General features: G+C 59.4%; 19 protein-coding genes and 3 tRNA genes. 2 read left to right on the forward strand and 20 right to left on the reverse strand.

The genetic code is table 11. The features are described from left to right. The first annotated feature begins 1 nt into the window (after nucleotide 1). Nucleotides 2-778, forward strand: coding sequence for a TatD family hydrolase (locus AC19YT_RS18485; protein WP_500610780.1), 777 nt, complete (start codon nucleotides 2-4; stop codon nucleotides 776-778). A 9-nt stretch (nucleotides 779-787) separates the two neighbouring features. Here the strand turns inward: AC19YT_RS18485 and AC19YT_RS18490 are convergent, their stop codons facing one another. The 4 genes from AC19YT_RS18490 to AC19YT_RS18505 form a co-directional block, all read right to left on the reverse strand. Further along, entirely contained in the window at nucleotides 788-2,818 is a 2,031-nt protein-coding gene (locus tag AC19YT_RS18490) for a methyl-accepting chemotaxis protein (protein ID WP_095105920.1), read from the reverse strand. 166 nt (nucleotides 2,819-2,984) lie between these two features. After that, nucleotides 2,985-3,821, reverse strand: coding sequence for a regulatory signaling modulator protein AmpE (gene ampE / locus AC19YT_RS18495; RefSeq protein WP_500610781.1), 837 nt, complete (start codon nucleotides 3,819-3,821; stop codon nucleotides 2,985-2,987). Next, nucleotides 3,818-4,378, reverse strand: a complete 561-nt coding sequence (ampD, locus tag AC19YT_RS18500; RefSeq protein WP_095105916.1) for a 1,6-anhydro-N-acetylmuramyl-L-alanine amidase AmpD — start codon at nucleotides 4,376-4,378, stop codon at nucleotides 3,818-3,820. Before ampD ends, ampE begins: the two co-directional genes overlap by 4 nt. A 61-nt stretch (nucleotides 4,379-4,439) precedes the next feature. Further along, on the reverse strand, nucleotides 4,440-6,179 hold the full coding sequence (locus AC19YT_RS18505) for a DUF1631 domain-containing protein (protein WP_500610782.1): 1,740 nt from the start codon (nucleotides 6,177-6,179) through the stop codon (nucleotides 4,440-4,442). Nucleotides 6,180-6,475: 296 nt separating this feature from the next. Between AC19YT_RS18505 and nadC the strand changes: the two genes are divergently transcribed. After that, nucleotides 6,476-7,324, forward strand: a complete 849-nt coding sequence (nadC, locus tag AC19YT_RS18510; RefSeq protein WP_500610783.1) for a carboxylating nicotinate-nucleotide diphosphorylase — start codon at nucleotides 6,476-6,478, stop codon at nucleotides 7,322-7,324. Nucleotides 7,325-7,398: 74 nt separating this feature from the next. Here the strand turns inward: nadC and AC19YT_RS18515 are convergent, their stop codons facing one another. The 16 genes from AC19YT_RS18515 to ftsH form a co-directional block, all read right to left on the reverse strand. Further along, complete coding sequence (locus AC19YT_RS18515) at nucleotides 7,399-7,704, reverse strand: DUF6388 family protein (protein WP_095105910.1); 306 nt, start codon at nucleotides 7,702-7,704, stop codon at nucleotides 7,399-7,401. 133 nt (nucleotides 7,705-7,837) lie between these two features. Beyond that, nucleotides 7,838-7,913 (reverse strand) — tRNA-Thr (locus tag AC19YT_RS18520). Between the two features lie 124 nt (nucleotides 7,914-8,037). Then, the gene (pnp, locus tag AC19YT_RS18525; protein ID WP_500598570.1) at nucleotides 8,038-10,143 is read right to left on the reverse strand and encodes a polyribonucleotide nucleotidyltransferase; all 2,106 of its coding nucleotides are present in this window, start codon (nucleotides 10,141-10,143) and stop codon (nucleotides 8,038-8,040) included. 196 nt (nucleotides 10,144-10,339) lie between these two features. After that, nucleotides 10,340-10,609: a 30S ribosomal protein S15 gene (rpsO, locus tag AC19YT_RS18530; protein WP_003176135.1), complete on the reverse strand. Its 270-nt coding sequence runs from the start codon at nucleotides 10,607-10,609 to the stop codon at nucleotides 10,340-10,342. A gap of 161 nt (nucleotides 10,610-10,770) precedes the next feature. Continuing rightward, nucleotides 10,771-11,688: a tRNA pseudouridine(55) synthase TruB gene (gene truB, locus AC19YT_RS18535; RefSeq protein ID WP_095105906.1), complete on the reverse strand. Its 918-nt coding sequence runs from the start codon at nucleotides 11,686-11,688 to the stop codon at nucleotides 10,771-10,773. 3 nt (nucleotides 11,689-11,691) lie between these two features. Beyond that, entirely contained in the window at nucleotides 11,692-12,093 is a 402-nt protein-coding gene (gene rbfA / locus AC19YT_RS18540) for a 30S ribosome-binding factor RbfA (RefSeq protein ID WP_095105904.1), read from the reverse strand. A gap of 159 nt (nucleotides 12,094-12,252) precedes the next feature. Next, nucleotides 12,253-14,769 (reverse strand): translation initiation factor IF-2, encoded by a 2,517-nt coding sequence (gene infB, locus AC19YT_RS18545; protein WP_500598571.1) that lies wholly within the window; start codon nucleotides 14,767-14,769, stop codon nucleotides 12,253-12,255. Between the two features lie 27 nt (nucleotides 14,770-14,796). Continuing rightward, nucleotides 14,797-16,278 (reverse strand): transcription termination factor NusA, encoded by a 1,482-nt coding sequence (nusA, locus tag AC19YT_RS18550; RefSeq protein ID WP_095105900.1) that lies wholly within the window; start codon nucleotides 16,276-16,278, stop codon nucleotides 14,797-14,799. 47 nt (nucleotides 16,279-16,325) lie between these two features. Then, the gene (rimP, locus tag AC19YT_RS18555) at nucleotides 16,326-16,784 is read right to left on the reverse strand and encodes a ribosome maturation factor RimP (RefSeq protein WP_176465021.1); all 459 of its coding nucleotides are present in this window, start codon (nucleotides 16,782-16,784) and stop codon (nucleotides 16,326-16,328) included. Nucleotides 16,785-16,924: 140 nt separating this feature from the next. After that, nucleotides 16,925-17,001: transfer RNA gene (locus AC19YT_RS18560), tRNA-Met, on the reverse strand. Between the two features lie 96 nt (nucleotides 17,002-17,097). Then, a tRNA-Leu gene (locus AC19YT_RS18565) sits at nucleotides 17,098-17,183 on the reverse strand. Nucleotides 17,184-17,211: 28 nt separating this feature from the next. Further along, nucleotides 17,212-17,595, reverse strand: coding sequence for a preprotein translocase subunit SecG (gene secG, locus AC19YT_RS18570; RefSeq protein WP_095105896.1), 384 nt, complete (start codon nucleotides 17,593-17,595; stop codon nucleotides 17,212-17,214). Between the two features lie 4 nt (nucleotides 17,596-17,599). Beyond that, the gene (gene tpiA, locus AC19YT_RS18575; protein ID WP_095105894.1) at nucleotides 17,600-18,355 is read right to left on the reverse strand and encodes a triose-phosphate isomerase; all 756 of its coding nucleotides are present in this window, start codon (nucleotides 18,353-18,355) and stop codon (nucleotides 17,600-17,602) included. Between the two features lie 66 nt (nucleotides 18,356-18,421). After that, nucleotides 18,422-19,759: a phosphoglucosamine mutase gene (gene glmM, locus AC19YT_RS18580; RefSeq protein ID WP_095105892.1), complete on the reverse strand. Its 1,338-nt coding sequence runs from the start codon at nucleotides 19,757-19,759 to the stop codon at nucleotides 18,422-18,424. Nucleotides 19,760-19,775: 16 nt separating this feature from the next. After that, entirely contained in the window at nucleotides 19,776-20,627 is an 852-nt protein-coding gene (gene folP / locus AC19YT_RS18585) for a dihydropteroate synthase (RefSeq protein ID WP_095105890.1), read from the reverse strand. 8 nt (nucleotides 20,628-20,635) lie between these two features. Beyond that, nucleotides 20,636-22,546, reverse strand: a complete 1,911-nt coding sequence (gene ftsH, locus AC19YT_RS18590) for an ATP-dependent zinc metalloprotease FtsH (protein WP_095105888.1) — start codon at nucleotides 22,544-22,546, stop codon at nucleotides 20,636-20,638. Nucleotides 22,547-22,667: the final 121 nt, after the last annotated feature.

The following is a 22,667-nucleotide window of genomic DNA, read 5'->3' on the forward strand; positions in this document are numbered from 1 at the left end:
CGTGGAGCTGATCGACACCCATACCCACCTGGATTTCCCCGATTTCGACGCAGATCGCCCCGCGTTGCTCACCCAGTGCCGCGCCCACGGGGTGCGGCGCATGGTGGTGCTGGGGGTCTATCAGGACAATTGGCAGCGGGTGTGGGAGTTGGTGCAAAGCGACGCCGACCTCTACGCGGCCCTGGGCCTGCACCCGGTGTACCTGGACGCGCACCGCAGCGCCGACCTGGCCCAACTGGGCGATTGGCTGACACGCCTGCGTGGCCAGCGCCAGCTCTGCGCGGTGGGCGAAATCGGCCTGGACTACTTTCTCCCGCACTTGGACCGCGACCGCCAACAGGTGCTGTTCGAGGCCCAATTGCAGTTGGCGGCCGACTTCCAACTGCCGGCCCTGCTGCATGTGCGGCGCAGCCACGCGGCGGTGATCGCCACCCTCAAGCGCCTACGCCTGGCGCGCGGCGGCATTGTCCATGCGTTCGCCGGCAGCCGTGAGGAAGCCCGCGAGTACATCAAGTTGGGGTTCAAACTGGGCCTGGGCGGCGCAGCCACCTGGCCCCAGGCGCTGCGCCTGCGCAAAGTCATCGCCGACCTGCCGCTCGAAGCCGTGGTGCTGGAAACCGATGCCCCGGACATGGCCCCCGCGATGTTCGCCAACCAGCGCAACAGCCCCGCGCACCTGCCGGCCATCTGCACCGCCCTGGCCGAAATCCTGGGCATCAGCCCCGAGCGTTTGGCGGCGGCCAGCACCGCCAATGCCTGCGCGGTGTTCGGCTGGTAGCGGCGCGGGTCACACCCGGAACGCGCTAATCAGTTGCTTGAGTTGCACCACTTGCACCGACAGCTGACGGCTGGCGTCTTCGGTCTGGTGGGCGCCCTGGGCGGTGCGTTCGCCGGCGCGGTTGATCTCGACGATGTTCTTGTCGATGTCGTGGGCGACGGCGGTTTGTTGCTCCACGGCAGCGGCGATCTGTTGGTTCTGGTCGACGATCATGCCCACCGCGCCGAGGATGTTTTCCAGCGCTTGCTGGACCTTTTCCGACTGGCCAACCGTGCCATTGGCCATCTGATGGCTTACGCCCATGGCCTTGACCGCCGCGCCTACACCGGTGTGGAGCTTACCGATCATTTGTTCGATTTCTTCGGTGGACTGCTGAGTGCGTTTGGCCAGGGTCCGCACTTCGTCCGCCACCACGGCAAAGCCTCGCCCCTGCTCGCCGGCACGGGCGGCCTCGATGGCCGCGTTGAGGGCCAGCAGGTTGGTTTGCTCGGCGATGCTTTTAATCACTTCCAGCACGCGGCTAATGGATTGGCTGTCGCTGGCCAGTTGATTAATCACCAGTACCGATTGATCGATCTCGCCGGCCAATTGGGCAATGCTGCCCTGCTGCGAGGCCACCAGGCCACGGCCGCTGACGGTTTCTTCGTTGACGCTGTGGGCGCTGCTGACTGCCGCCGCCGCGCTGCGGGCCACTTCCTGGGACGTGGCCGACATCTGGTTCATCGCCGTGGCCACTTGCTCGATCTGGATACGCTGCCCGGCTACCGCTTGGTTGCTCTGGGCCGAGACCGATTCCACCTGCCCGGCCTGGCGCTCGACCTCGACCACGGTTTGGCCCACCAACTCGATCAGGTCATGGATCTTGGCCACGGTGCCGTTGAACACTTTGCCCAACTCGCCCAATTCGTCGCGGCTATGGGCGGTGAAACTGACGGTCATGTCACCGGCCGCCACTTTGTCCATCACTGCGCCCAAGCGACTCAGGGTGGTGCGGGTCGAGGCGTAGAAGCCGCCATAGAGGTAGACAATCAGTAGGAACACCGCTGCCAACGCCACCACCAGCAGCACCATGTGGGTGCGGTTTTGCGCCAAGCGTTGCTGCAACTCGACGCCGAGGAACTTCAGCGTGTTGTCGTTGAGTTGGTAGGTCTGCGCCATCAACGTACTGGCCTGGTCGTAAAAGGCCTGCCAGGGTGCGTCGAGGGTATCGACCATAATCACCTGTTCTTCAAACAGCTCACTGCCCTGCTTCAGGGAGTTTTGGCTGGCATTGGCCTCGGCGCTCAGGGCGCTGCGGGCAGCAGGGCTGGCGCCGATCGCGTCCTGGACCTTGAGGCCGTACTCGGCGTGAAGCTTCTCGATTTGCTGGAGAATTTCGTCGAAACGGGTGCTGGAAGAGGAATTGAGGAAGCCCTGCCCCAACGAGTAACTGCCAATGGCCCGGCCTTCGCCCAGGGTCTGGGTGACTTGCGGGGTAACGGCCGTCACCAAGTCAGTGAGTTGGCGGATATCGCTCTGGGCGTCACCACTCAGGCCTGCCTGGCTGGCGATCAACTGGCTGAACACCTGGGCGCTACTGAGCAACTTGCCGATCAGGGCACTTTTGCTTTGCAGGGAGCTTTCGGCTTGCTGGGCCTTGAACGCGGCGATCATTTCATCGCGCTTGGTATCGAAGGCTTCGATCTGCTGAGGGTCCACCGCCATCGCCTGAAAGCCCTGCAAATGCTCCAGCACCGTGCGCTCCAGGGCCTCGATCTTGGCCTCCACATCCCCGGCCTTGCCCGACTGGCCCAGGACGGCGTTGATCTGCACCAGGTTGTTCAGGGTTTCCAGGTCGCGGCGCAGGGCCAGGCTGGCGCCCAGCAGGTCCAGGCTTTGCAGTTCGACTTGGGTGGCGTGGAACTGGCGGTAGGAATCACGCACCAGATAGAAATTGGTCACCAACATCGGCGCGAAGAACAAGACGCTGATTAGGCTGAACTTCATGCCGAAACTCAGGCGGTTCATCAGCGCGATGGCGGGATAGAGCAAGCTCTTCAAAAGACTTCTCCCTTACCTATTATTGTTATGGGCAGTCGTACAGGAGCAGCAAAAAGCCACTACTGAACGCAGATGCTTGTATAACTCAAATCAGCAGGGAGTTTTGTAACTTAAGGTTAACCGCCGGTCGGGAGTGCAGCGCCGACCGGCAGGTGCGACATAGCGCCTACAGCAGCACGGTCCACAGGGCAAAAGTGGCATACCAGAGCACAGCGGCGCGTAGCAGCAGTTCCCAGATGCGGTCCAGGCTGGCGATGCCTTCGGCGCCAGTCTCTGGGGGCGGGATTTCGGCCCCGGCCAACCCGGCCTTTTCGATCAGCTGCGCGGCGCTGATGTGCCAGTTGAGTAATTCGTGCAGCATCACCCGGCTGACTGCCGCAAAGTTGCCCACCAGAGCGAAACTGGCGGCCAGCAGGCGCACCGGCAGCCAATCGAAGGCATGGCGCAGTTGGCTGGCGCGTTCGATCAGGGCCGGGCTCTTGCCCTGTTCAGCGGCTAACGCCAGGAGGCGATAGCTCAACGCCGCCACCGGCCCCAGCAGGAAGTACCAGAAAATCACCGTGAAGAAGCTTTGGTAGGCCTGCCACAGCAAGTGCCCCTGGACCCGCTCCAGCAACTGCTCGCCGCTGTCGGCGCCAATGTTCAGGTCGCGCTGGGCGACGTGGGCCGCCGCTTGCAGGTCTTCACGGCGCCAGGCATCGCGAAACGGCCCCAACTCCCCGAGCAGATCCCCGCGTCCCAGGCTGTAGATCACCACCAGCAGATGGATCGGCAATGCCAACAGGCCATAGGCCACGGGTTCCAGCACCAGCAACAACAGGCCCAGCACGGCCACCGGCAGCAGGATCATCACCGCCAGCACCAGCCAGGGCTGGTTGCCCAGGCGTTTGCCGGCCTCCAGTTTGTTCAGTTCGCGTACCCAGCCGCTGTCGCGCTGGAGACGCTGGCGCAGGGCCGAGAATTTCTCGACCAGCACCGCCAATAGCAACACCAGAAAACTCATTGTCCTTCTCCCTCATTCAAGGCCCGGCGATAGCGTGGCCAATCGAACGCCGGCCCCGGGTCGGTCTTGCGCCCGGGGGCAATATCGCTGTGACCGCAAATACGCTGCGTGGTGATGGCGCTGAACACCCCTTGCAACTGCCGGGTAAGGGCGACCAACGCGTGGTACTGGGCGTCGCTGAAGGGTTGGTCATCCGTGCCCTCCAGCTCGATCCCCAGGGAAAAATCGTTGCACCCCTCGCGCCCCTCGAACGACGACACGCCGGCGTGCCAGGCGCGGTCCAGGCAGGACACGAACTGCGTGACCTTACCATCGCGCTCGATCAGAAAATGCGCAGAAACCCGCAGGTCGGCGATGCCTGCAAAGTAGGGATGTTCCGTGACATCCAGGCGATTCTGGAAAAACTCCTGCACCTTGCCGGTAGCGAACTGCGCCGGTGGCAAGCTGATGTTGTGAATGACCAACAGGGAGACTTCATTCGCGGGGCGCGCATTGAAGTTGGGCGAGGGGCATAACTGCACGCCCTGACACCAACCGCTCGCGGGGTCCAACTGCATACAGGTTCCTTGGCACGGGTTGCGATGGCGCAGTATGCCGTGATCCGCCCCGCGGTTGCGATCACTTGCCGCGATTGAGGCGGCTCAAGTTGCCCAGCACCGACTCCAACGCCCGCTCGAACAGCAGCCGATCGTCGAGTTGGCGGGCCGTGCCGTCGCGCAGCTCCAGGGCCAGGGCGGCGCGGCTGCGTTTAAGCACTTTCATCCCGGTGCGGTTGACGAACAGGTATTGGCCCTGGGGTTCAAGGACGGAAATCAGCTTGCAGCGTAGGCGATTGTCCTCGTCTTCCTGGAACTCGACCCAGCAACCGGGGCGCAGCTTGGCGACCTGCAACAGGCCGGGGTCGCCTGCGGACAAGTCCGCAACCGAGGTGTCCAGTGGCGTGCTGTCCGCCTCACAGGTGCGCCGTTCCAGCAGCAGGCTGCGGCGGCGCTCGGCGTCGGTGAAGGCGATGAATTCAGCGAGCAACTCGGTGAAGATCGCCGGGTCGTCGTCGAAATCGTTGAGCAAGCGCTGCACCACCTGTTCGATGCGCAAGTACAGGGTGTCACGTTGGTGGTCGTCGCACTCGCCCCAGCCCAGGGCCGCGGCGGCGATTTCGTTGAGCAGGCGCCGCGCCGGGTGGTTGCCGCGGCTAAAGAAGCTTTTGTCCAGCACCGCGACCTTGAGCATCGGGATCTGCAAGCGCCCCATCAACGCCTTGAGGGACTCCGGCAGGTTGCGGTCGGCCAGGATGAACTCAAAGAGCATGGCCATCAGGTTGATAACGTCTTCATCGGCCACCGCCACGCCCCGGGCCTTGCCGCTCTTGACGCTGCCACGGGTGAGCAGTTGTTCGAGCTGGTTGCGTAGGTCGAAGTCCTCCTGGGCGCCGGGCTCGGGCACGTAGTGCTGCAAATGGGAGAGCAGGCGCAGCAGGTCACGGGTGGAGATCGGTTGCGCCTGGGCGCTGGCTTCCAGGGTCGGCGCAACGCTGCCGCGCACGTGGAACAGCAGCTCCTGCAAGGCGCGGAAGACTTCCTCGACCTGCTCGTCACAGGCCCCCTGCGCAGTGGCGGCCGGTGCTGGGTGTGGCTCGGCCTCCACCGTGCTGCGGCGCCCCGGCGCGGCCTTGAGCTGGGGTAGCACGCCGGTGGCGATCAGCAGTTGGTTGGCGTCGCCGTAGAGCTGGTCGCTTTCGCTGAGCACGTACTTCTCGAACAGCTTGAGCAGGATCAGCTTGACCTTGATCTCCACCCCCAGGTTGCGCCCCGCCTGCAAGAAGTACTCGCAGAGCAACGCCGGGCCCATGGGGTTGTGGCGCTCGTCCAGGCGCTTGCCCAGCAAGGCGTTGAGGCGCGCGGTCAATTGGCCCAGGGCAAGGCCCTCTCGGCTCAGTACCCGGGCGACCATGGCGTCCACGGCCACGGCGCGCTCCAGGTCGTCATCGCGCACCTGGGTTGAGGGGTCGAAAGCGCCCGCCACCGGCAAGGACACTTGGGCCAGGTCGTAGTGGGTCAGCCCGGCACAAGCGGCGAAGAATTGCTCAAGAAAGCCGCGTTCGATGCTTTTGCGCTTGAGGCGCAGGTCGCGCATGGTTTCAAGGAAGGTGTTCTGTTCAACATTGTTCAGCGCCCGGTCGGCCATCTCGAAGAGGGTGTCGTCGGCATTGTCGAAGAGCGCTTGCAGGCCATGGCGCAGTTGCTGGGCGGCCTTGTCACGCACCTGAATCAGAATCACCGGCAGGCGGGCGAGCGGCGAAGGATTCGCCTGATCGGCAGTGCCTTTGTGCAAAGGCACCACATTCCCGTCGTTGTGCATCCAAGCCTCCTGGAACGGTGATTTAAAGATCGGTGCCACTGAAACGGCCAGGATGCACAGGGATGCGCGGGCCGAAAACAGGGACGTCAAAGCTATGACGTCAAATACCGGGCGGATTATCGGTAAAAGATGGCACTTGTGCCAGCATCCTCTGCAGCTGAGTGGAAATTAGCTTTTACGGCAATTATGTGACGGTGCGATAAACCCCGACGAAACCAAGCGCCGGGGCATTTGTCGCCTTGGGTTGGACGCTGGCATGCCCCTATAATCGGGCCACTTTGTTTGTGGAGCCCGTTATGCCTAATCTTCGTCTCGCCGACCTGTCCACCGAAATCGAAGCGAACGTGCGCCGTGCGTTGCTCGAAGACATCGGCAGCGGCGACATCACCGCCCAATTGATCCCCACCGAACGCCTGGCCAAGGCCACCATCATCACCCGCGACAGCGCCACCATCAGCGGCACGGCGTGGGTCGATGCGGTGTTCCGGCAGTTGGACCCACGCGTGGCAGTGCATTGGCAAGTGCATGACGGCGAGCGTGTAAGCCCCAACCAGGCGCTGTTCCACCTCGAAGGGCCGGCGCGCTCATTGCTCAGCGGCGAGCGCAGTGCGCTGAACTTCCTGCAATTGCTCAGCGGCGTGGCAACGCGCGCGCAGTTTTTGGCGGACATGGTCGCCGATACCCGGGTCAAGTTGCTCGATACGCGCAAGACCCTGCCGGGCCTGCGCCTGGCGCAAAAATACGCGGTGACCTGTGGCGGCTGCCACAACCACCGCATCGGCCTGTATGACGCCTTCCTGATAAAGGAAAACCATATCGCCGCCTGTGGCGGGATCGCCCTGGCCATTGCCGCCGCGCACAAAATCGCCCCGGGCAAACCGGTGGAAGTGGAAGTGGAAAACCTCGGGGAGTTGCAGCAAGCCCTGGCCGCCGGCGCCGACATCATCATGCTCGACGAACTGAGCCACGACGATATGCGCGAAGCGGTGCGCCTGAACGCGGGCAAAGCCAAGCTGGAGGCCAGCGGCGGGATCAACGAAAGCACCCTGCGGCCCATTGCGGAAACGGGCGTGGATTACATTTCCATCGGCTCGATGACCAAAGACGTAAAAGCAGTAGACCTGTCGATGAGGCTTAGCCTTTAAGCCGCTAAAGTTGCGAGCTACAAGCTGCAAGGGATTGGCTTGAGCTTGTAGCTTGCGGCTTTAAACTTGCAGCGCTAGACCACCAGATTATTCATCTCGCAGTATTCGTCCCATTCCACGCCCAGCACTTCGGCCGCTTCCTTGTGCAGTACAAGGCGCTCGGCTTCAAATGCTTCTGGGCTGGCGGTGTACTTGAGGGTCAGTTCCCAGGGCTGTAGCCCCTGCGCCTCGGCTTCGTCCTCGAAGGCCCATTGGATCTGGTCCTTCTGATCGTCGGCGCTCAGGTCCTTGATTTCGTCCAACAGCTGTGGCGCATCAAGCATGTACTTCTTGAGGGCTTCTTCGTGGCGGGCTTGCGGGTCCAATGCTTTAACGCTCATGTCGTTCTCGCTGATCGGGGGAATGGAAGATGGATCTGGATCATCAAGGATCTCTCTGACGCAAAAAACCGCTTACAGACCGGTTTGTCTGGCCTTCAGAACCATTCGGGATCATCTGAAAACAAGGTATCGCTGGTGCCCGAGACAGGAATCGAACCTGCGACCTTCGCGTTACGAGTGCGCTGCTCTACCGGCTGAGCTACACGGGCAGTGGGCTAAACCTAGCACTGACCTTCAGGTCAAGCAACTCGCGGGCGCGCCTCAATTTGTCGCGGGCAAAAAAAACCCCGCAGCTTTCGCGGCGGGGCTTTTCTCTACCAGGTCAACGCGTGATTAAACGCCCGAAGCCTTGGCTGCTGCGACGTCCTTGATGGACAGCTTGATACGGCCGCGGTTGTCCACGTCCAGTACCAGCACTTCCACTTCCTGGCCTTCTTTCAGAATGTCGGTCACTTTCTCAACGCGAGCGTCGCTCAGCATGGAGATGTGAACCAGGCCATCCTTGCCCGGCAGGATGTTGACGAATGCGCCGAAGTCGACGATGCGCTCAACCTTGCCGACGTAGATCTTGCCGATCTCGGCTTCGGCGGTGATGCCCAGAACGCGCTGGCGTGCAGCTTCAGCAGCTTCCTTGGTTTCGCCGAAGATCTTGATCGAACCGTCGTCTTCGATGTCGATCGAAGCCTTGGTTTCTTCGCAGATCGCACGGATGGTCGCGCCGCCTTTACCGATGACATCACGGATTTTGTCGGTGTCGATTTTCATCGCGATCATGGTCGGAGCATTTTCCGACAGCTCGGTGCGGGACTGAGCAATGATCTGGTTCATCTGGCCGAGGATGTTCAGGCGCGCTTCCAGGGCTTGGCCCAGGGCGATCTCCATGATTTCTTCGGTGATGCCCTTGATCTTGATGTCCATCTGCAGCGCAGTCACGCCTTTGGCGGTACCGGCTACTTTGAAGTCCATGTCGCCCAGGTGGTCTTCGTCGCCCAGGATGTCGGTCAGGACGGCGAACTTCTCGCCTTCTTTAACCAGACCCATGGCGATACCGGCAACCGGTGCCTTCATCGGTACACCGGCGTCCATCAGCGCCAGGGAAGCGCCGCAGACCGAAGCCATGGAGCTGGAGCCGTTGGATTCGGTGATTTCCGACACCACGCGGATGGTGTACGGGAACACGTCGGCGGCAGGCAGCATGGCCTGTACCGAACGGCGGGCCAGACGGCCGTGACCGATTTCACGACGACCCGCGCCGCCCATGCGACCACACTCGCCCACCGAGAACGGAGGGAAGTTGTAGTGCAGCATGAAGGGGTCTTTTTTCTCGCCTTCGAGGGTGTCCAGCAACTGTGCGTCGCGGGCAGTACCCAGAGTTGCAACGACCAGGGCCTGGGTTTCGCCGCGAGTGAACAGGGCCGAACCGTGGGTCTTGGGCAGAACGCCGACTTCGATATTCAGCGGACGCACGGTGCGGGTGTCGCGACCGTCGATACGTGGCTTGCCGTTGACGATGTTTTCACGAACGGTGCGGTATTCGATTTCACCGAAAGCCGCTTTCACTTCGCTGGCAGAAGGCTGGCCTTCTTCGCCCGACAGCTTGGCCACGACCTGGTCCTTCAGCTCGCCCAGGCGAGCGTAACGGTCGGCCTTGACGGTGATGGTGTAGGCCTGGGAGATCGCTTCGCCGAACTCGGCACGGATGTCGCCCAGCAGCGCGGTGGCTTCTGCTTGCGGCGCCCAGGCCCAGGTTGGCTTGGCGGCTTCGGCAGCCAGTTCCTTGACGGCGTTGATGACGACCTGGAACTCGTCGTGGGCGAACAATACGGCGCCCAGCATCTGGTCTTCGGTCAGCTCTTTGGCTTCGGATTCCACCATCAGCACAGCTTCGCTAGTACCGGCTACGACCATGTCCAGGCTCGAAGCCTTGAGTTGCTCATAGGTCGGGTTCAGCAGGTAGCCGGTGTCAGGGTGGTAGGCAACACGGGCAGCGCCGATCGGGCCATCGAAAGGAATGCCGGAGATCGCCAGGGCAGCCGAGGTACCGATCATCGCAGCGACGTCCGGATCGGTTTTCTTGCTGGTGGAGACGACGGTGCAGACAACCTGCACTTCGTTCATGAAGCCTTCGGGGAACAGCGGACGGATCGGACGGTCGATCAGTCGGGAAGTCAGGGTTTCTTTCTCGGAAGGACGGCCTTCGCGCTTGAAGAAACCGCCAGGGATCTTACCGGCAGCGTAAGTCTTTTCCTGGTAGTGAACGGACAGAGGGAAGAAGCCCTTGCCTGGATCTGCTTGCTTGGCACCAACGACAGTCACCAACACGCTGACGTCGTCGTCAACGGTGACCAATACTGCGCCGGAAGCCTGACGGGCGATGCGGCCAGTCTCGAGGGTTACGGTCGACTGACCGAACTGAAATTTTTTGATTACCGGGTTCACGGTGTCCTACCTTCTTTGTGGCTCTTGGGGAACTGGTTTTCTTGCGAAATTCTTGGGCAATGTCGGGAGTCGGCCCAACGCTACTGTCCAGGGTAAAACGTGTATCCAGATAAAACTTGAGGCTGGGAGCCTGCCATGGGCCAGCGGGAAACCCACTGACACACGGCAAACAACCAACCTCTAGCGCAATCGCTGATTAGCGACGCAGACCCAGGCGACCGATCAGAGCCTGATAACGACCCAGATCTTTGCCTTTCAGGTAGTCCAGCAGCTTACGGCGCTGGTTTACCATGCGGATCAGACCACGACGGGAGTGGTGGTCTTTACCGTTGGCCTTGAAGTGACCTTGCAGTTTGTTGATGTTGTGGGTCAGCAGTGCAACTTGCACTTCTGGCGAACCGGTGTCACCAACAGCTTGCTGATAGTCAGCTACGATTTGTGCTTTTTCTTGAACGTCGAGAGCCATGAGGCAATCCTTTTTTTAAGGAAACCACCCAAAAGGGCGGTTTCAACAGGCCAGGGACAAATCCCTGTATCTAAAAATGAGTAGTGACCATGCCTGTTAACAGCCACCCTCGTCCCAGTTTGTGCAAAAGCTACTGCGCTTTTACACCAAACTGGTTCCGGTCATTCTGACCGAATCAGTCGACGCGGCGCGATACGCCCGTCTTCGCTCACTTCACCGATACCGATAAAGCGGCCATTGTGATCCTGTACCCGCACCATGCCGAACTTCGGCGCATCCGGGGCACGCACCGGTTGGCCGTTGAGCCAGTAGAACGCGCTGTGCTCGGAGAAGTGCAATAGCGGCCAATCCAGCAAACCGCTGTCCGAAGGCATCAGGAAGCGGTCGACCGCCTCGTTGCCGCCTTCGGCGTGAACCGCTTCGAGCTCTTCCAGCGTCACCGTCTGGGCCAGCGTAAAAGGCCCGGCCTGAGTACGTCGCAGCTCTGCCACGTAGGCACCACAGCCCAGTTGCTCACCGATATCTTCCACAAGGGTACGGATATAGGTGCCTTTGCTGCAATCTACCGCCAGCCGCACAGTGTCGCCTTCAAAGGCAAGCAGTTCCAAGCGCGCAATAGTAACAGAACGCGGTTCGCGCTCCACCACTTCACCTGCACGCGCGAGCTTGTACAGCGGCTGGCCGTCACGCTTGAGCGCCGAGTACATCGGCGGTATCTGGCTGATTTGCCCACGAAAAGCAGGCAGAACGGCGTCGATATCCTCGCGACCAACGGTCACTTCGCGCTCCAACAACACCTCACCTTCGGCGTCTGCCGTGGTGGTGGTCTTGCCCAATTGCGCCAGGGTTTCATAGCCCTTGTCGGAATCGAGCAGGTACTGGGAAAACTTGGTGGCCTCGCCAAAGCACAGCGGCAATACGCCAGTGGCCAGCGGATCTAGGCTGCCGGTATGCCCGGCCTTCTCGGCATTCAACAACCAGCGGACCTTCTGCAAAGCCGCATTGGAAGTAAAGCCCAATGGCTTGTCGAGCAGGATGATGCCACTGACATTACGACGGATACGTTTGACCTGAGCCACCGATTACTCCTTGGTGTCTTCGGGTTCAGCCGCAACCGGATGCTGACTGTCTTCCGCCACCGCGCGCTCGATCAACGCAGACAGGTGGGCGCCACGCACAACGCTTTCGTCGTAGTGGAAGTGCAACTGCGGAACACTACGCAGCTTCATCTCGCGGGCCAGCTGCATACGCAGGAAACCGGCGGCCGCGTTGAGCACTTTGATGCTCTGGGCAATATCGTCGGCGCTGTCTTGGCCCATCACGGTGATGAAAATCTTCGCGTGCCCGACGTCACGGCTGACTTCCACTGCCGTGATGGTGACGAGTCCTACGCGCGGGTCTTTGACTTCACGACGGATCAGCTGTGCCAGCTCACGCTGCATCTGATCGCCAATACGCTGGGTACGGCTATATTCTTTTGCCATGTCTTGTTACCTGTTACTGCCGCACGGTGAAACCCGTGGGGTCTGAAAGCGGCAAACGCCCGGCCTGACAGAAGCCAGACCGGGCGTTGCGTTTAGAGGCCTGCTGATGCGCCGTGCATTTGCATGCGGCTGCCCATCACGGCTCCTGAAGTGCGCGAGTTAGAGGCTGCGAGCAACCTGAACCTTCTCGAAGACTTCGATCTTGTCACCGACTTTGACGTCGTTGTAGCTCTTCACGCCGATACCGCATTCCATGCCGGCACGTACTTCGGAAGCGTCATCCTTGAAGCGGCGCAGGGATTCCAGCTCGCCCTCGAAGATAACGATGTCTTCACGCAGTACACGGATTGGACGGTTACGGTGCACAACACCTTCGATAACCATGCAACCGGCGATCGCGCCGAATTTCGGCGAACGGAACACGTCACGCACTTCGGCCACGCCCAGGATGTTCTCCCGCACGTCGCTGCCGAGCATGCCGGTCAGGGCTTTCTTGACGTCTTCGATGATGTCGTAGATCACGTTGTAGTAACGCATATCCAGACCTTCCTGCTCGACGATCTTGCGCGCACCGGCATCGGCACGCACGTTGAAGCCGAACAGTACAGCGTTGGAGGCCAGTGCCAGGTTGGCGTCGCTCTCGGTGATACCACCGACACCGCCACCGACCACGCGCACTTGCACTTCGTCGTTGCCCAGGCCATTCAAGGCACCGTTCAACGCTTCCAACGAACCACGGACATCGGATTTGAGGACGATGTTGAGCGTCTTCTTCTCTTCCTGACCCATGTTCTCGAAGATGTTTTCCAGCTTGCCAGCATGAGCGCGAGCCAATTTGACTTCGCGGAACTTGCCTTGACGGAACAGAGCCACTTCACGGGCCTTCTTCTCGTCGGCCACTACGCTCATCTCGTCGCCAGCGTCCGGTGTACCGTCCAGGCCGAGGATCTCGACAGGAATGGAAGGACCGGCTTCCTTGATGGACTTGCCGTTCTCGTCGAGCATGGCGCGCACGCGGCCATAGTTCGAGCCCACCAGGACCATGTCGCCTTGACGCAGCGTACCGTCCTGAACCAGAACAGTCGCTACCGGGCCGCGCCCCTTGTCCAGACGGGACTCGACCACAACACCGCGACCCGGGGCCGAAGGCGTTGCCTTGAGCTCCAGAACTTCGGCTTGCAGCAGGACCGCTTCGAGCAGGTCGTCAACGCCGGTACCCATTTTTGCGGATACGGAAACGAATGGCGTATCACCGCCCCACTCTTCGGATGTCACGCCGTGAACCGACAGTTCGCTACGGATGCGATCGAGATCGGCGCCCGGCTTGTCGATTTTGTTCACCGCAACAACCAGTGGAACACCAGCAGCCTTGGCGTGCTGTACGGCTTCAATGGTCTGCGGCATTACGCCGTCGTCCGCTGCAACCACCAGGATCACGATGTCGGTAGCCTTGGCACCACGGGCACGCATGGCGGTAAACGCGGCGTGACCTGGGGTGTCGAGGAAGGTGACCATGCCGCGTTCGGTTTCAACGTGGTATGCACCGATGTGCTGGGTGATGCCACCGGCTTCGCCAGCTGCAACCTTGGCACGACGGATATAGTCGAGCAGGGAGGTCTTACCGTGGTCAACGTGGCCCATTACGGTCACGACAGGGGCACGGGAGAACGCCTCGCCTTCAAACTTCAGGGACTCGGCCAGGGAATCTTCCAGGGCGGTGTCGCTGACCAGGGTCACTTTATGGCCCAGTTCTTCAGCAACCAGTTGGGCAGTTTCCTGATCCAGTACCTGGTTGATGGTCGCTGGGGTACCCAGCTTGAACATGAACTTGATGATTTCAGCTGCCTTGACCGACATCTGCTGGGCGAGATCGCCCACAGTGATGGTCTCGCCGATCTTCACTTCACGCACGACAGGGCCGGTTGGGCTCTGGAAACCGTGGGCGTTGCGCTTCTTCAGCTTGGCCTTGCCGCGACCACCACGACGGAAGCCATCGCTTTCTTCGTCGGTAGTACGTGGCGCAACCCGTGGCGCCGGAGCCTTTTCCTTGACGGTCGCACGATGAGGAGCGTTTTTACGCTCGCCATCGCCACTGCCGCGACGGTTGTTATCATCGGCACGCGGTTTGTCGGGGCGACGTGGCTCCTCACGCTTGCGTGCATCCGCCGCTGGGGCAGGTGCTGCAACCGCGGCTTCACGCACAGGCTCGGCCGATGCAACAGGTGCTGCAACCGCAGGGGTCGAGACAGGTTGCGCAGCAGTAGGCTGGCGAGGCGCTTCTTCTTCGGCGCGACGCTTGGCTTCTTCTTCAGCCTTCTGACGGGCAGCATTTTCTACTGCGCGACGTTCATCCAGTTCACGCTTGCGCTCGGCTTCGATTTCTTCCGGGCTACGCTGCACGAAAACTTTTTTCTTGCGCACTTCAACACTGATGCTTTTGCTGCCAGCAACACGCAGGGTGCTGGTGGTTTTACGCTGCAAAGTGATCTTGCGCGGTTCTTCCACTTTCGCCTTGTGGCTGCTCTTCAAGTGAGTCAGCAGGGACTGCTTCTCACTATCGCTCACACCTTCATCGGCGGCGGTGTGCGGCAGACCTGCCTCACGCATCTGCTGCAACAGGCGCTCTACCGGTGTTTTGACCTCATCGGCCAGTTGTTTCACCGTGACTTGCGTCATGCACTTCTCTCCTCAGGCCGCGCCTAATTACTCGAACCAATGGGCTCGGGCGGCCATGATCAACTTGCCGGCACGATCATCGTCAATGCCGTCGATGTCGAGCAGGTCGTCAATAGACTGCTCGGCCAGGTCTTCGCGGGTAATTACGCCGCGCACCGCCAGTTCCATCGCCAAATCCTTGTCCATACCCTCAAGCGAGAGCAGGTCTTCGGCCGGATGGGCGTCTGCCAGCTTTTCCTCAGTAGCGATGGCTTTGGTCAACAAACGATCCTTGGCGCGAGCGCGAAGCTCGTTGACGGTATCTTCGTCAAAGCCGTCGATGTTGAGCATTTCCTCCACCGGTACGTAGGCAATCTCTTCCAGGCTGGTGAAGCCTTCGTCAACCAGTACCTGCGCCAGGTCTTCGTCGACTTCCAGCTCGTCGATGAAGTTGCGCAGAATATCGCCGGTTTCCGCTTGCTGCTTAGCCTGGATGTCCGATTCGGTCATCACGTTCAAGGTCCAACCGGTCAATTGGCTAGCCAGACGTACGTTCTGACCACCGCGACCGATGGCCTGAGCCAGATTGTCTGCGCCGACGGCGATGTCCATGGCGTGGGCATCTTCGTCAACAATAATTGCCGCGACTTCCGCCGGGGACATGGCGTTAATCACGAACTGCGCCGGGTTGTCGTCCCACAGAACGATATCCACACGCTCGCCGCCCAACTCGCCCGATACTGCCTGGACGCGCGAACCGCGCATGCCAATGCAGGCACCTTGCGGGTCGATACGCTTGTCCTTGGAGCGGACCGCGATCTTGGCGCGCGAACCCGGATCGCGGGACGCTGCCATGACTTCGATCAGGCCTTCGGCGATTTCCGGCACTTCGATGCGGAACAACTCGATCAGCATTTCCGGCGCGGTACGCGACAGGATCAACTGCGGGCCGCGGTTCTCGGTGCGAATTTCCTTGAGCAGCGCACGCAAGCGCACGCCAACACGGAAGGTTTCGCGAGAAATGATGTCTTCACGAGCCAGCAACGCTTCAGCGTTGTTGCCCAGATCGACAATCACGTTATCGCGGGTCACTTTCTTCACGGTGCCCGAGATGATTTCACCCAGACGCTCGCGATAGGCATCGACAACCTGAGCACGCTCGGCTTCGCGAACCTTCTGCACGATGACTTGCTTTGCAGTCTGTGCAGCGATGCGGCCAAACTCGATGGACTCGATCTTCTCTTCAACGACATCGCCAACCTTGGCGCCAGGATGCGTTTGCGCAACCTTGCTCGGCCAGGTTTCGATTGCCGGATCATCCAGATCGGCTTCTTCGACCACCGTCCAGCGACGGAAAGTCTCATAGGCACCCGTGTGGCGATTGATTTCCACACGCAAGTCAACTTCGTCTTCAAAACGCTTCTTGGTAGCAGTGGCCAGGGCCAGCTCCAGCGCTTCAAAAATCACGTTTGCCGGTACGCCCTTTTCATTGGATACCGACTCAACAACCAGCAGTACTTCTTTGCTCATCGTACGCCTCGCCTTTCGCAAGCCATTGGATCCGCGGGATCCGCGTCTCAGTCAAAACTGGGAATTATATTGGCCTTGTCGACCATATCGATCGGCAACAGGAACTCGTGGTCTTCAACCTGCACCACGACGTCCTGATCCTCTACACCACGCAGAAGGCCTTGAAAATTGCGTCGACCTTCGAAAGGAGAGCGCAATTTGATCTTCACTTGCTCACCGGCAAACTGGGCAAACTGTTCAAGCGTGAACAGCGGGCGTTCCATGCCAGGAGAAGAAACTTCCAGGGTGTATTCAACGGATATTGGATCTTCAACGTCCAGAACACCGCTGATCTGACGGCTGACAATGGCGCAGTCATCCACCAAAACGCCGCCTTCTTTATCGATATAAACGCGCAACAGTGAGTGGCGACCTTGAGCCGAAAACTCAATACCCCAGCATTCATAGCCAAGGGCCACGACCACCGGGGCCAGCAAGGCCTGCAACTGTTCTAGCTTGCTCGACACCTGAACCCCCTCGTGCATGTTTGTGCATGCTGTGTAAATAAAAAAAAATGGGCGAAACGCCCATCCCTGAAACGCCGTCGAATAGCGGCGTTATAAAGTGTCCAGCTAACAAAAAGCCCCTTAAAAGGGGCCCTTGAAACTGGTTGCGGGGGCCGGATTTGAACCGACGACCTTCGGGTTATGAGCCCGACGAGCTACCAGACTGCTCCACCCCGCGACAAAGCTGGGGCGGAAGTATACGACCGATCCCTTGCAGGGTCAATGTAACCTTCCACCTACAAGAAAGCCCGCAACAGCGGGCTCTCCTGATAATTGGTACCGAGAAGGGGACTCGAACCCCTACACCCTATGGGCACAACCACCTCAAGGTTGCGTGTCTACCAATTCCACCACCTCGGCAATACAACGCTACTGCATGAAACCCTTCTTACTTTTGCTCTTGAGCTGGAGGCACGTCAGTCGCATCAGTTGCCGACTTTTGCTCTTGAAGCACCGGTACATCATCAGAAGCCGGCTTTTGCTTTGGAACTTCCAACACCGCTGGATTAGGCAAACCTACCTGAGTCAGCTCTTGAGCTTTCTCTTTAGCAAAGTAACCTAACCCCAAGCTGGTTATGAAGAAACCTGCGGCAAGTATAGCAGTAAACTTACTAAGAAAGGTAGAGGAACCTTGGCTCCCGAAGACAGTATTTGAAGCACCTGCCCCGAAAGACGCACCAGCGTCCGCACCCTTGCCCTGCTGAAGCAATACCAGAGCAACTACGCCCAACGCACCCAGCAGATGAAAAACGACTACGACTGTTTCCAGCATTTTCTCAGTTTCCCGCGGCGCGACATATCGCACCGAACTCATCTGCATTCAGGGAAGCCCCACCAATGAGCCCCCCATCGATATCCGGCATGCCGAACAGTTCGACCGCATTGGCCGCCTTCACGCTGCCGCCGTATAGAAGCCGCACACCTCGTGCGACCTCAGAATTCTCTGCCGCCAACTGTGCGCGAATGGCTGCGTGCACATCCTGCGCTTGTTGCGGCGAAGCAGTCAGCCCGGTACCAATGGCCCAGACCGGCTCGTAAGCTATAACTGCCTTGGCAAAGGCACCGACTCCCAGCTCCTCGATGATGCTGCCTAGCTGACGCCCGACAACCTCAAGAGTTTTCCCGGCTTCGCGTTGCGCAAGGGTTTCTCCCACACACAACACCGGAGTCAAGCCACAAGCCTGTGCCGCTGCGAATTTCCGATTCAGTGCCCCATCAAGCTCGCCCATGATTTGACGACGCTCGGAGTGCCCGACAAGCACAAGGGAACAACCTGCATCCACCAACTGACTAGGCGCAACCTCACCCGTCAACGCACCTTGCATCGGTTCCACCGCAGAGTTCTGCGCGCCGACTGAAATCGACTTACCTTTCAAGCCATCAACCACTTGGTTGATATACAAGCAAGGCGGGAAAACCGCGACATCAACACCGCTCGACAAGGCCAGATGACGAAGGCCATTTATCAGCTCAGCGACGCTGGCGCGGGTACCGTGCATCTTCCAGTTACCAGCTACCATAGGGCGACGCATGCTGTACCTCGTCGGTCAAAGTGGGCGCAGATGTTACCCAACCCTTTCAACACTGGCAAGCCGAAATCAGGCAGAAACTTCAGCAACCAGTTTTGCCAGCTCCTCTGCATAGCCGCGAACCTGAGCCTCGTCATCACCTTCGACCATGACACGAACCAAAGGCTCAGTGCCCGACTTACGCAACAACACGCGCCCACGACCAGCCATCGCAGCAGTGACACGGGCACACGCCTCTTTGACGGCATCATGCTCGACCGGGTTTACCCCACCCGAGAAGCGCACGTTCAGCAAGACCTGGGGGCACTTGCGCAGCGCCTGACGAGACTGGGCAAGGCTTTCATTACGCCGCTTCAAGGCCATCAAGACCTGCAACGCGGCAATGATCGCATCGCCCGTCGTAGTGTGCTGGAAGCAGACGATATGTCCGGAGTTTTCACCACCAACCTGCCAGTTGCGCTCCAGCAGATCCGCAATGACGTAGCGATCACCTACATTGGCGCGAACAAATGGAATGCCCAGATCAGCCAGGGCCAACTCCAGCCCCAGATTGCTCATCAGCGTACCGACCACACCGCCCTGCAGCTGCTTACGCTCATGCAAATCGCGCGCGATGATGAACAAAAGTTCGTCGCCATCAACTATCGCTCCGGTGTGATCGACCATGAGCACCCGGTCGCCGTCACCATCAAAAGCTATCCCAAGATCAGCATGCTCAGCCAACACTGCCGCCTGCAATGAGGCCATGTGAGTGGAGCCACAATTGTCATTGATATTCAGCCCATTGGGCTGTGCGGACAGCACAGTAACCTCGGCGCCGAGCTCGCGGAACACACTGGGTGCAACCTTGTAGGTCGCACCATGGGCGCAATCAAGTACAACCTTGAGCCCGGAGAAACTCGTACTGGTAGGCACACTGCTTTTACAGAATTCGATGTAGCGGCCCGACGCATCGTTGATCCGCGAAACCTTGCCTATCTTGCTGGACTCGACCACCGTCATCGGCGTCTCAAGCAACTCTTCGATCATCAGTTCGATTTCGTCCGGCAGCTTGGTCCCCTGCCCGGAGAAGAACTTGATGCCGTTGTCATCATGGGGATTGTGTGACGCACTGATGACAATACCGGCCTGAGCCTGAAACGTGCGCGTGAGGTAAGCAATGGCTGGCGTAGGCATAGGGCCAAGCAACATGACATCGGCGCCGGCAGATGTCAGGCCAGCCTCTAGAGCCGACTCGAACATGTAGCCAGAGATTCGCGTGTCTTTACCAACAAGCACTTTGCAAGCGCCCATGCTGCGGAAGGCCATACCTGCGGCCCATCCGAGCTTGAGCATAAAATCCGGTGTGATCGGGTAAACGCCGACACGACCACGAATGCCGTCGGTCCCAAAATATTTTTTAGTCATAAGTGCTCCATCATTCCTATTCGGCCGATTCCACCGCAGCGAGCATCCGCACCACATCGACCGTTTCGGCGACATCATGAACTCGCAAAATCCGTGCACCTTTCACAATTGCCAATGCAGCGAGCGCGAGACTGCCGTGAAGGCGCTCTCCTACGGGGCGATTCAACGCCAGGCCTATCATGCTCTTGCGCGAAACACCGACCAACAGCGGCCGACCAAGAGCATGCAAGGCGTCCATATGTTTAAAAAGACTTAGATTGTGCTGCAGGTTTTTAGCGAACCCGAATCCCGGATCGAGAATGATGCGATCAGGCGTGATTCCCACAGCGGCGCATTGGGCAACGCGCTCAACCAGGAACTCTCCGACGTCACCAACAATATCGCGGTACTGCGGGTTGTCCTGCATGTCACCCGGCTCACCAAGCATATGCATCAAACACACTGGCAGCCCTGTTGCCGCAGCTGCATCCAAAGCACCCTCCCGTCGCAGGGATCGAACATCGTTTATCAGCCCAGCCCCCAAACGGGCAACCTCACGCATCACCGCAGGCGTGGAGGTATCCACCGAGATAATGACATCTAGCTCACGATGAATGAGTTCGACAATAGGCGCGACGCGCTCCAACTCCTCAAGAGGCGATACCATCCGCGCACCAGGACGGGTCGATTCTCCGCCTACATCAATCAGCGTGGCGCCAGCGTCGACCATCGCTCGCGCATGACGCAAGGCTGCATCCAACTGGCTGAATCTGCCACCATCGGAAAAGGAGTCAGGAGTGACATTAAGGATACCCATAACATGCGTATGGGCCAAATCAAGAACCCGATTGCCGCAAGGCAATCGGGTGGAGGAGGGAACAAAAGTCATTTCAAGCCTTAAACGTCAGCAGCAGGGCCGCCAATAGGTGTTTCCGGACGCTCATCCTGCACAACCGGCGGAGTACCCGAAGTACCGGCGCCACCCGACCAATCACGAGGCTCGCGTGGCGGGCGCCCCGCCATGATGTCGTCAATCTGTTCGGCATCAATGGTTTCGTACTTCATCAAGGCATCAGCCATCGCATCCAGCTTGTCGCGGTTATCCGTGAGGATTTGTTTAGCCGTGCCATAGCACTGATCGATGATGCTGCGCACCTCGGAATCGATCAGCTTAGCGGTTTCACCGGAGAAGCTAGCATGCTGACCACCGCCGCCACGACCGAGGAACACTTCACCCTCTTCTTCTGCGTACATCAAGGGGCCAAGCTTCTCGGACAAACCCCATTTGGTAACCATATTCCGCGCTATCTGGCTGGCACGCATGATGTCGTTGGACGCACCTGTCGTCACACCGTCAAAGCCCAAGGTCATCTCTTCGGCAATACGCCCACCGTAAAGCGAGCAGATCTGGCTGATGAGCGCACGCTTGGAGAGGCTGTAGCGATCCTCTTCCGGCAGGAACATCGTCACGCCCAGGGCTCTGCCGCGAGGAATGATCGAAACTTTGTAGACAGGATCGTGCTCCGGCACGACGCGCCCGACAATGGCGTGACCAGCCTCGTGATAAGCGGTGTTCTGCTTCTCTTTCTCCGACATGACCATGGATTTGCGCTCTGCGCCCATCATGATCTTGTCCTTGGCCAGCTCGAATTCTTTCATCTCAACTACACGCTTGCCTGTACGAGCAGCGAACAGCGAGGCTTCGTTGACCAGGTTTGCCAGGTCAGCACCCGAAAAACCAGGAGTACCGCGGGCAATTACCGCAGGAGCAACGTCGTCGCCCATCGGCACCTTGCGCATGTGAACCTTGAGGATCTGCTCACGCCCCCGAATATCGGGCAAGCCCACCACGACCTGACGGTCGAAACGGCCTGGACGCAACAGCGCCGGGTCGAGCACGTCGGGGCGGTTGGTTGCGGCGATGACGATGATGCCGTCATTCATCTCGAAACCATCCATTTCCACCAGCAACTGGTTGAGCGTCTGCTCACGCTCATCATGACCACCGCCCATGCCCGCACCACGATGGCGACCAACGGCATCGATCTCGTCGATGAAGATGATGCACGGTGCGTGCTTTTTCGCCTGCTCAAACATGTCGCGAACACGGCTGGCGCCCACACCGACGAACATCTCGACGAAATCGGAACCGGAAATGGTGAAGAATGGAACCTTGGCTTCACCAGCGATAGCCTTGGCCAGCAGGGTTTTACCGGTACCTGGCGGACCGACCATCAATACGCCACGAGGAATACGGCCACCCAAACGCTGGAACTTGCCTGGATCGCGAAGGAACTCGACCAGTTCGCCGACTTCTTCCTTGGCCTCGTCGCAACCTGCGACGTCGGCCAGGGTGGTTTTCACCTGATCTTCAGAGAGTAGGCGCGCCTTACTCTTGCCGAAACTCATCGGCCCGCCCTTGCCACCGGCCCCGCCCTGCATCTGCCGCATAAAAAACATGAAGACCGCGATTATCACCAGGATCGGGAAGCTAGCGACCAGAAGTTGAGTCCAGATACTTTGCTGTTCGGGCTGCTTGCCCTCGACAACTACATGGTTGTCCACCAGATCGCCAATCAGGCCATTGTCTTGGATCGCCGGACGGATGGTCTTGAAGCTGTCGCCATCGGTGCGCTTGCCGGTAATCACGTAGCCATCAACCGCTACGCGCTCGACCTTGCCATCCTTGACCTGCTGGATGAAGTCGGAATAGTTGAGGGTTTGCGGCTCGTTAGGACTGGAGAAGTTGTTCATCACCGTCACGAGGACAGCTGCGATGATCAACCACAGGATCAGATTCTTTGCCATATCGTTCAATTAACTACCCTCTGAAGCAAGCTCCGCTACTGGCGCGCGCTTCGCATGATATTCACCGGCCTAACTTACTACATTACCTACAGCTCTGGCAGGCGCTGTCTGTAACCCTTTG

Source organism: Pseudomonas sp. MF08875 (genome assembly GCF_059862525.1).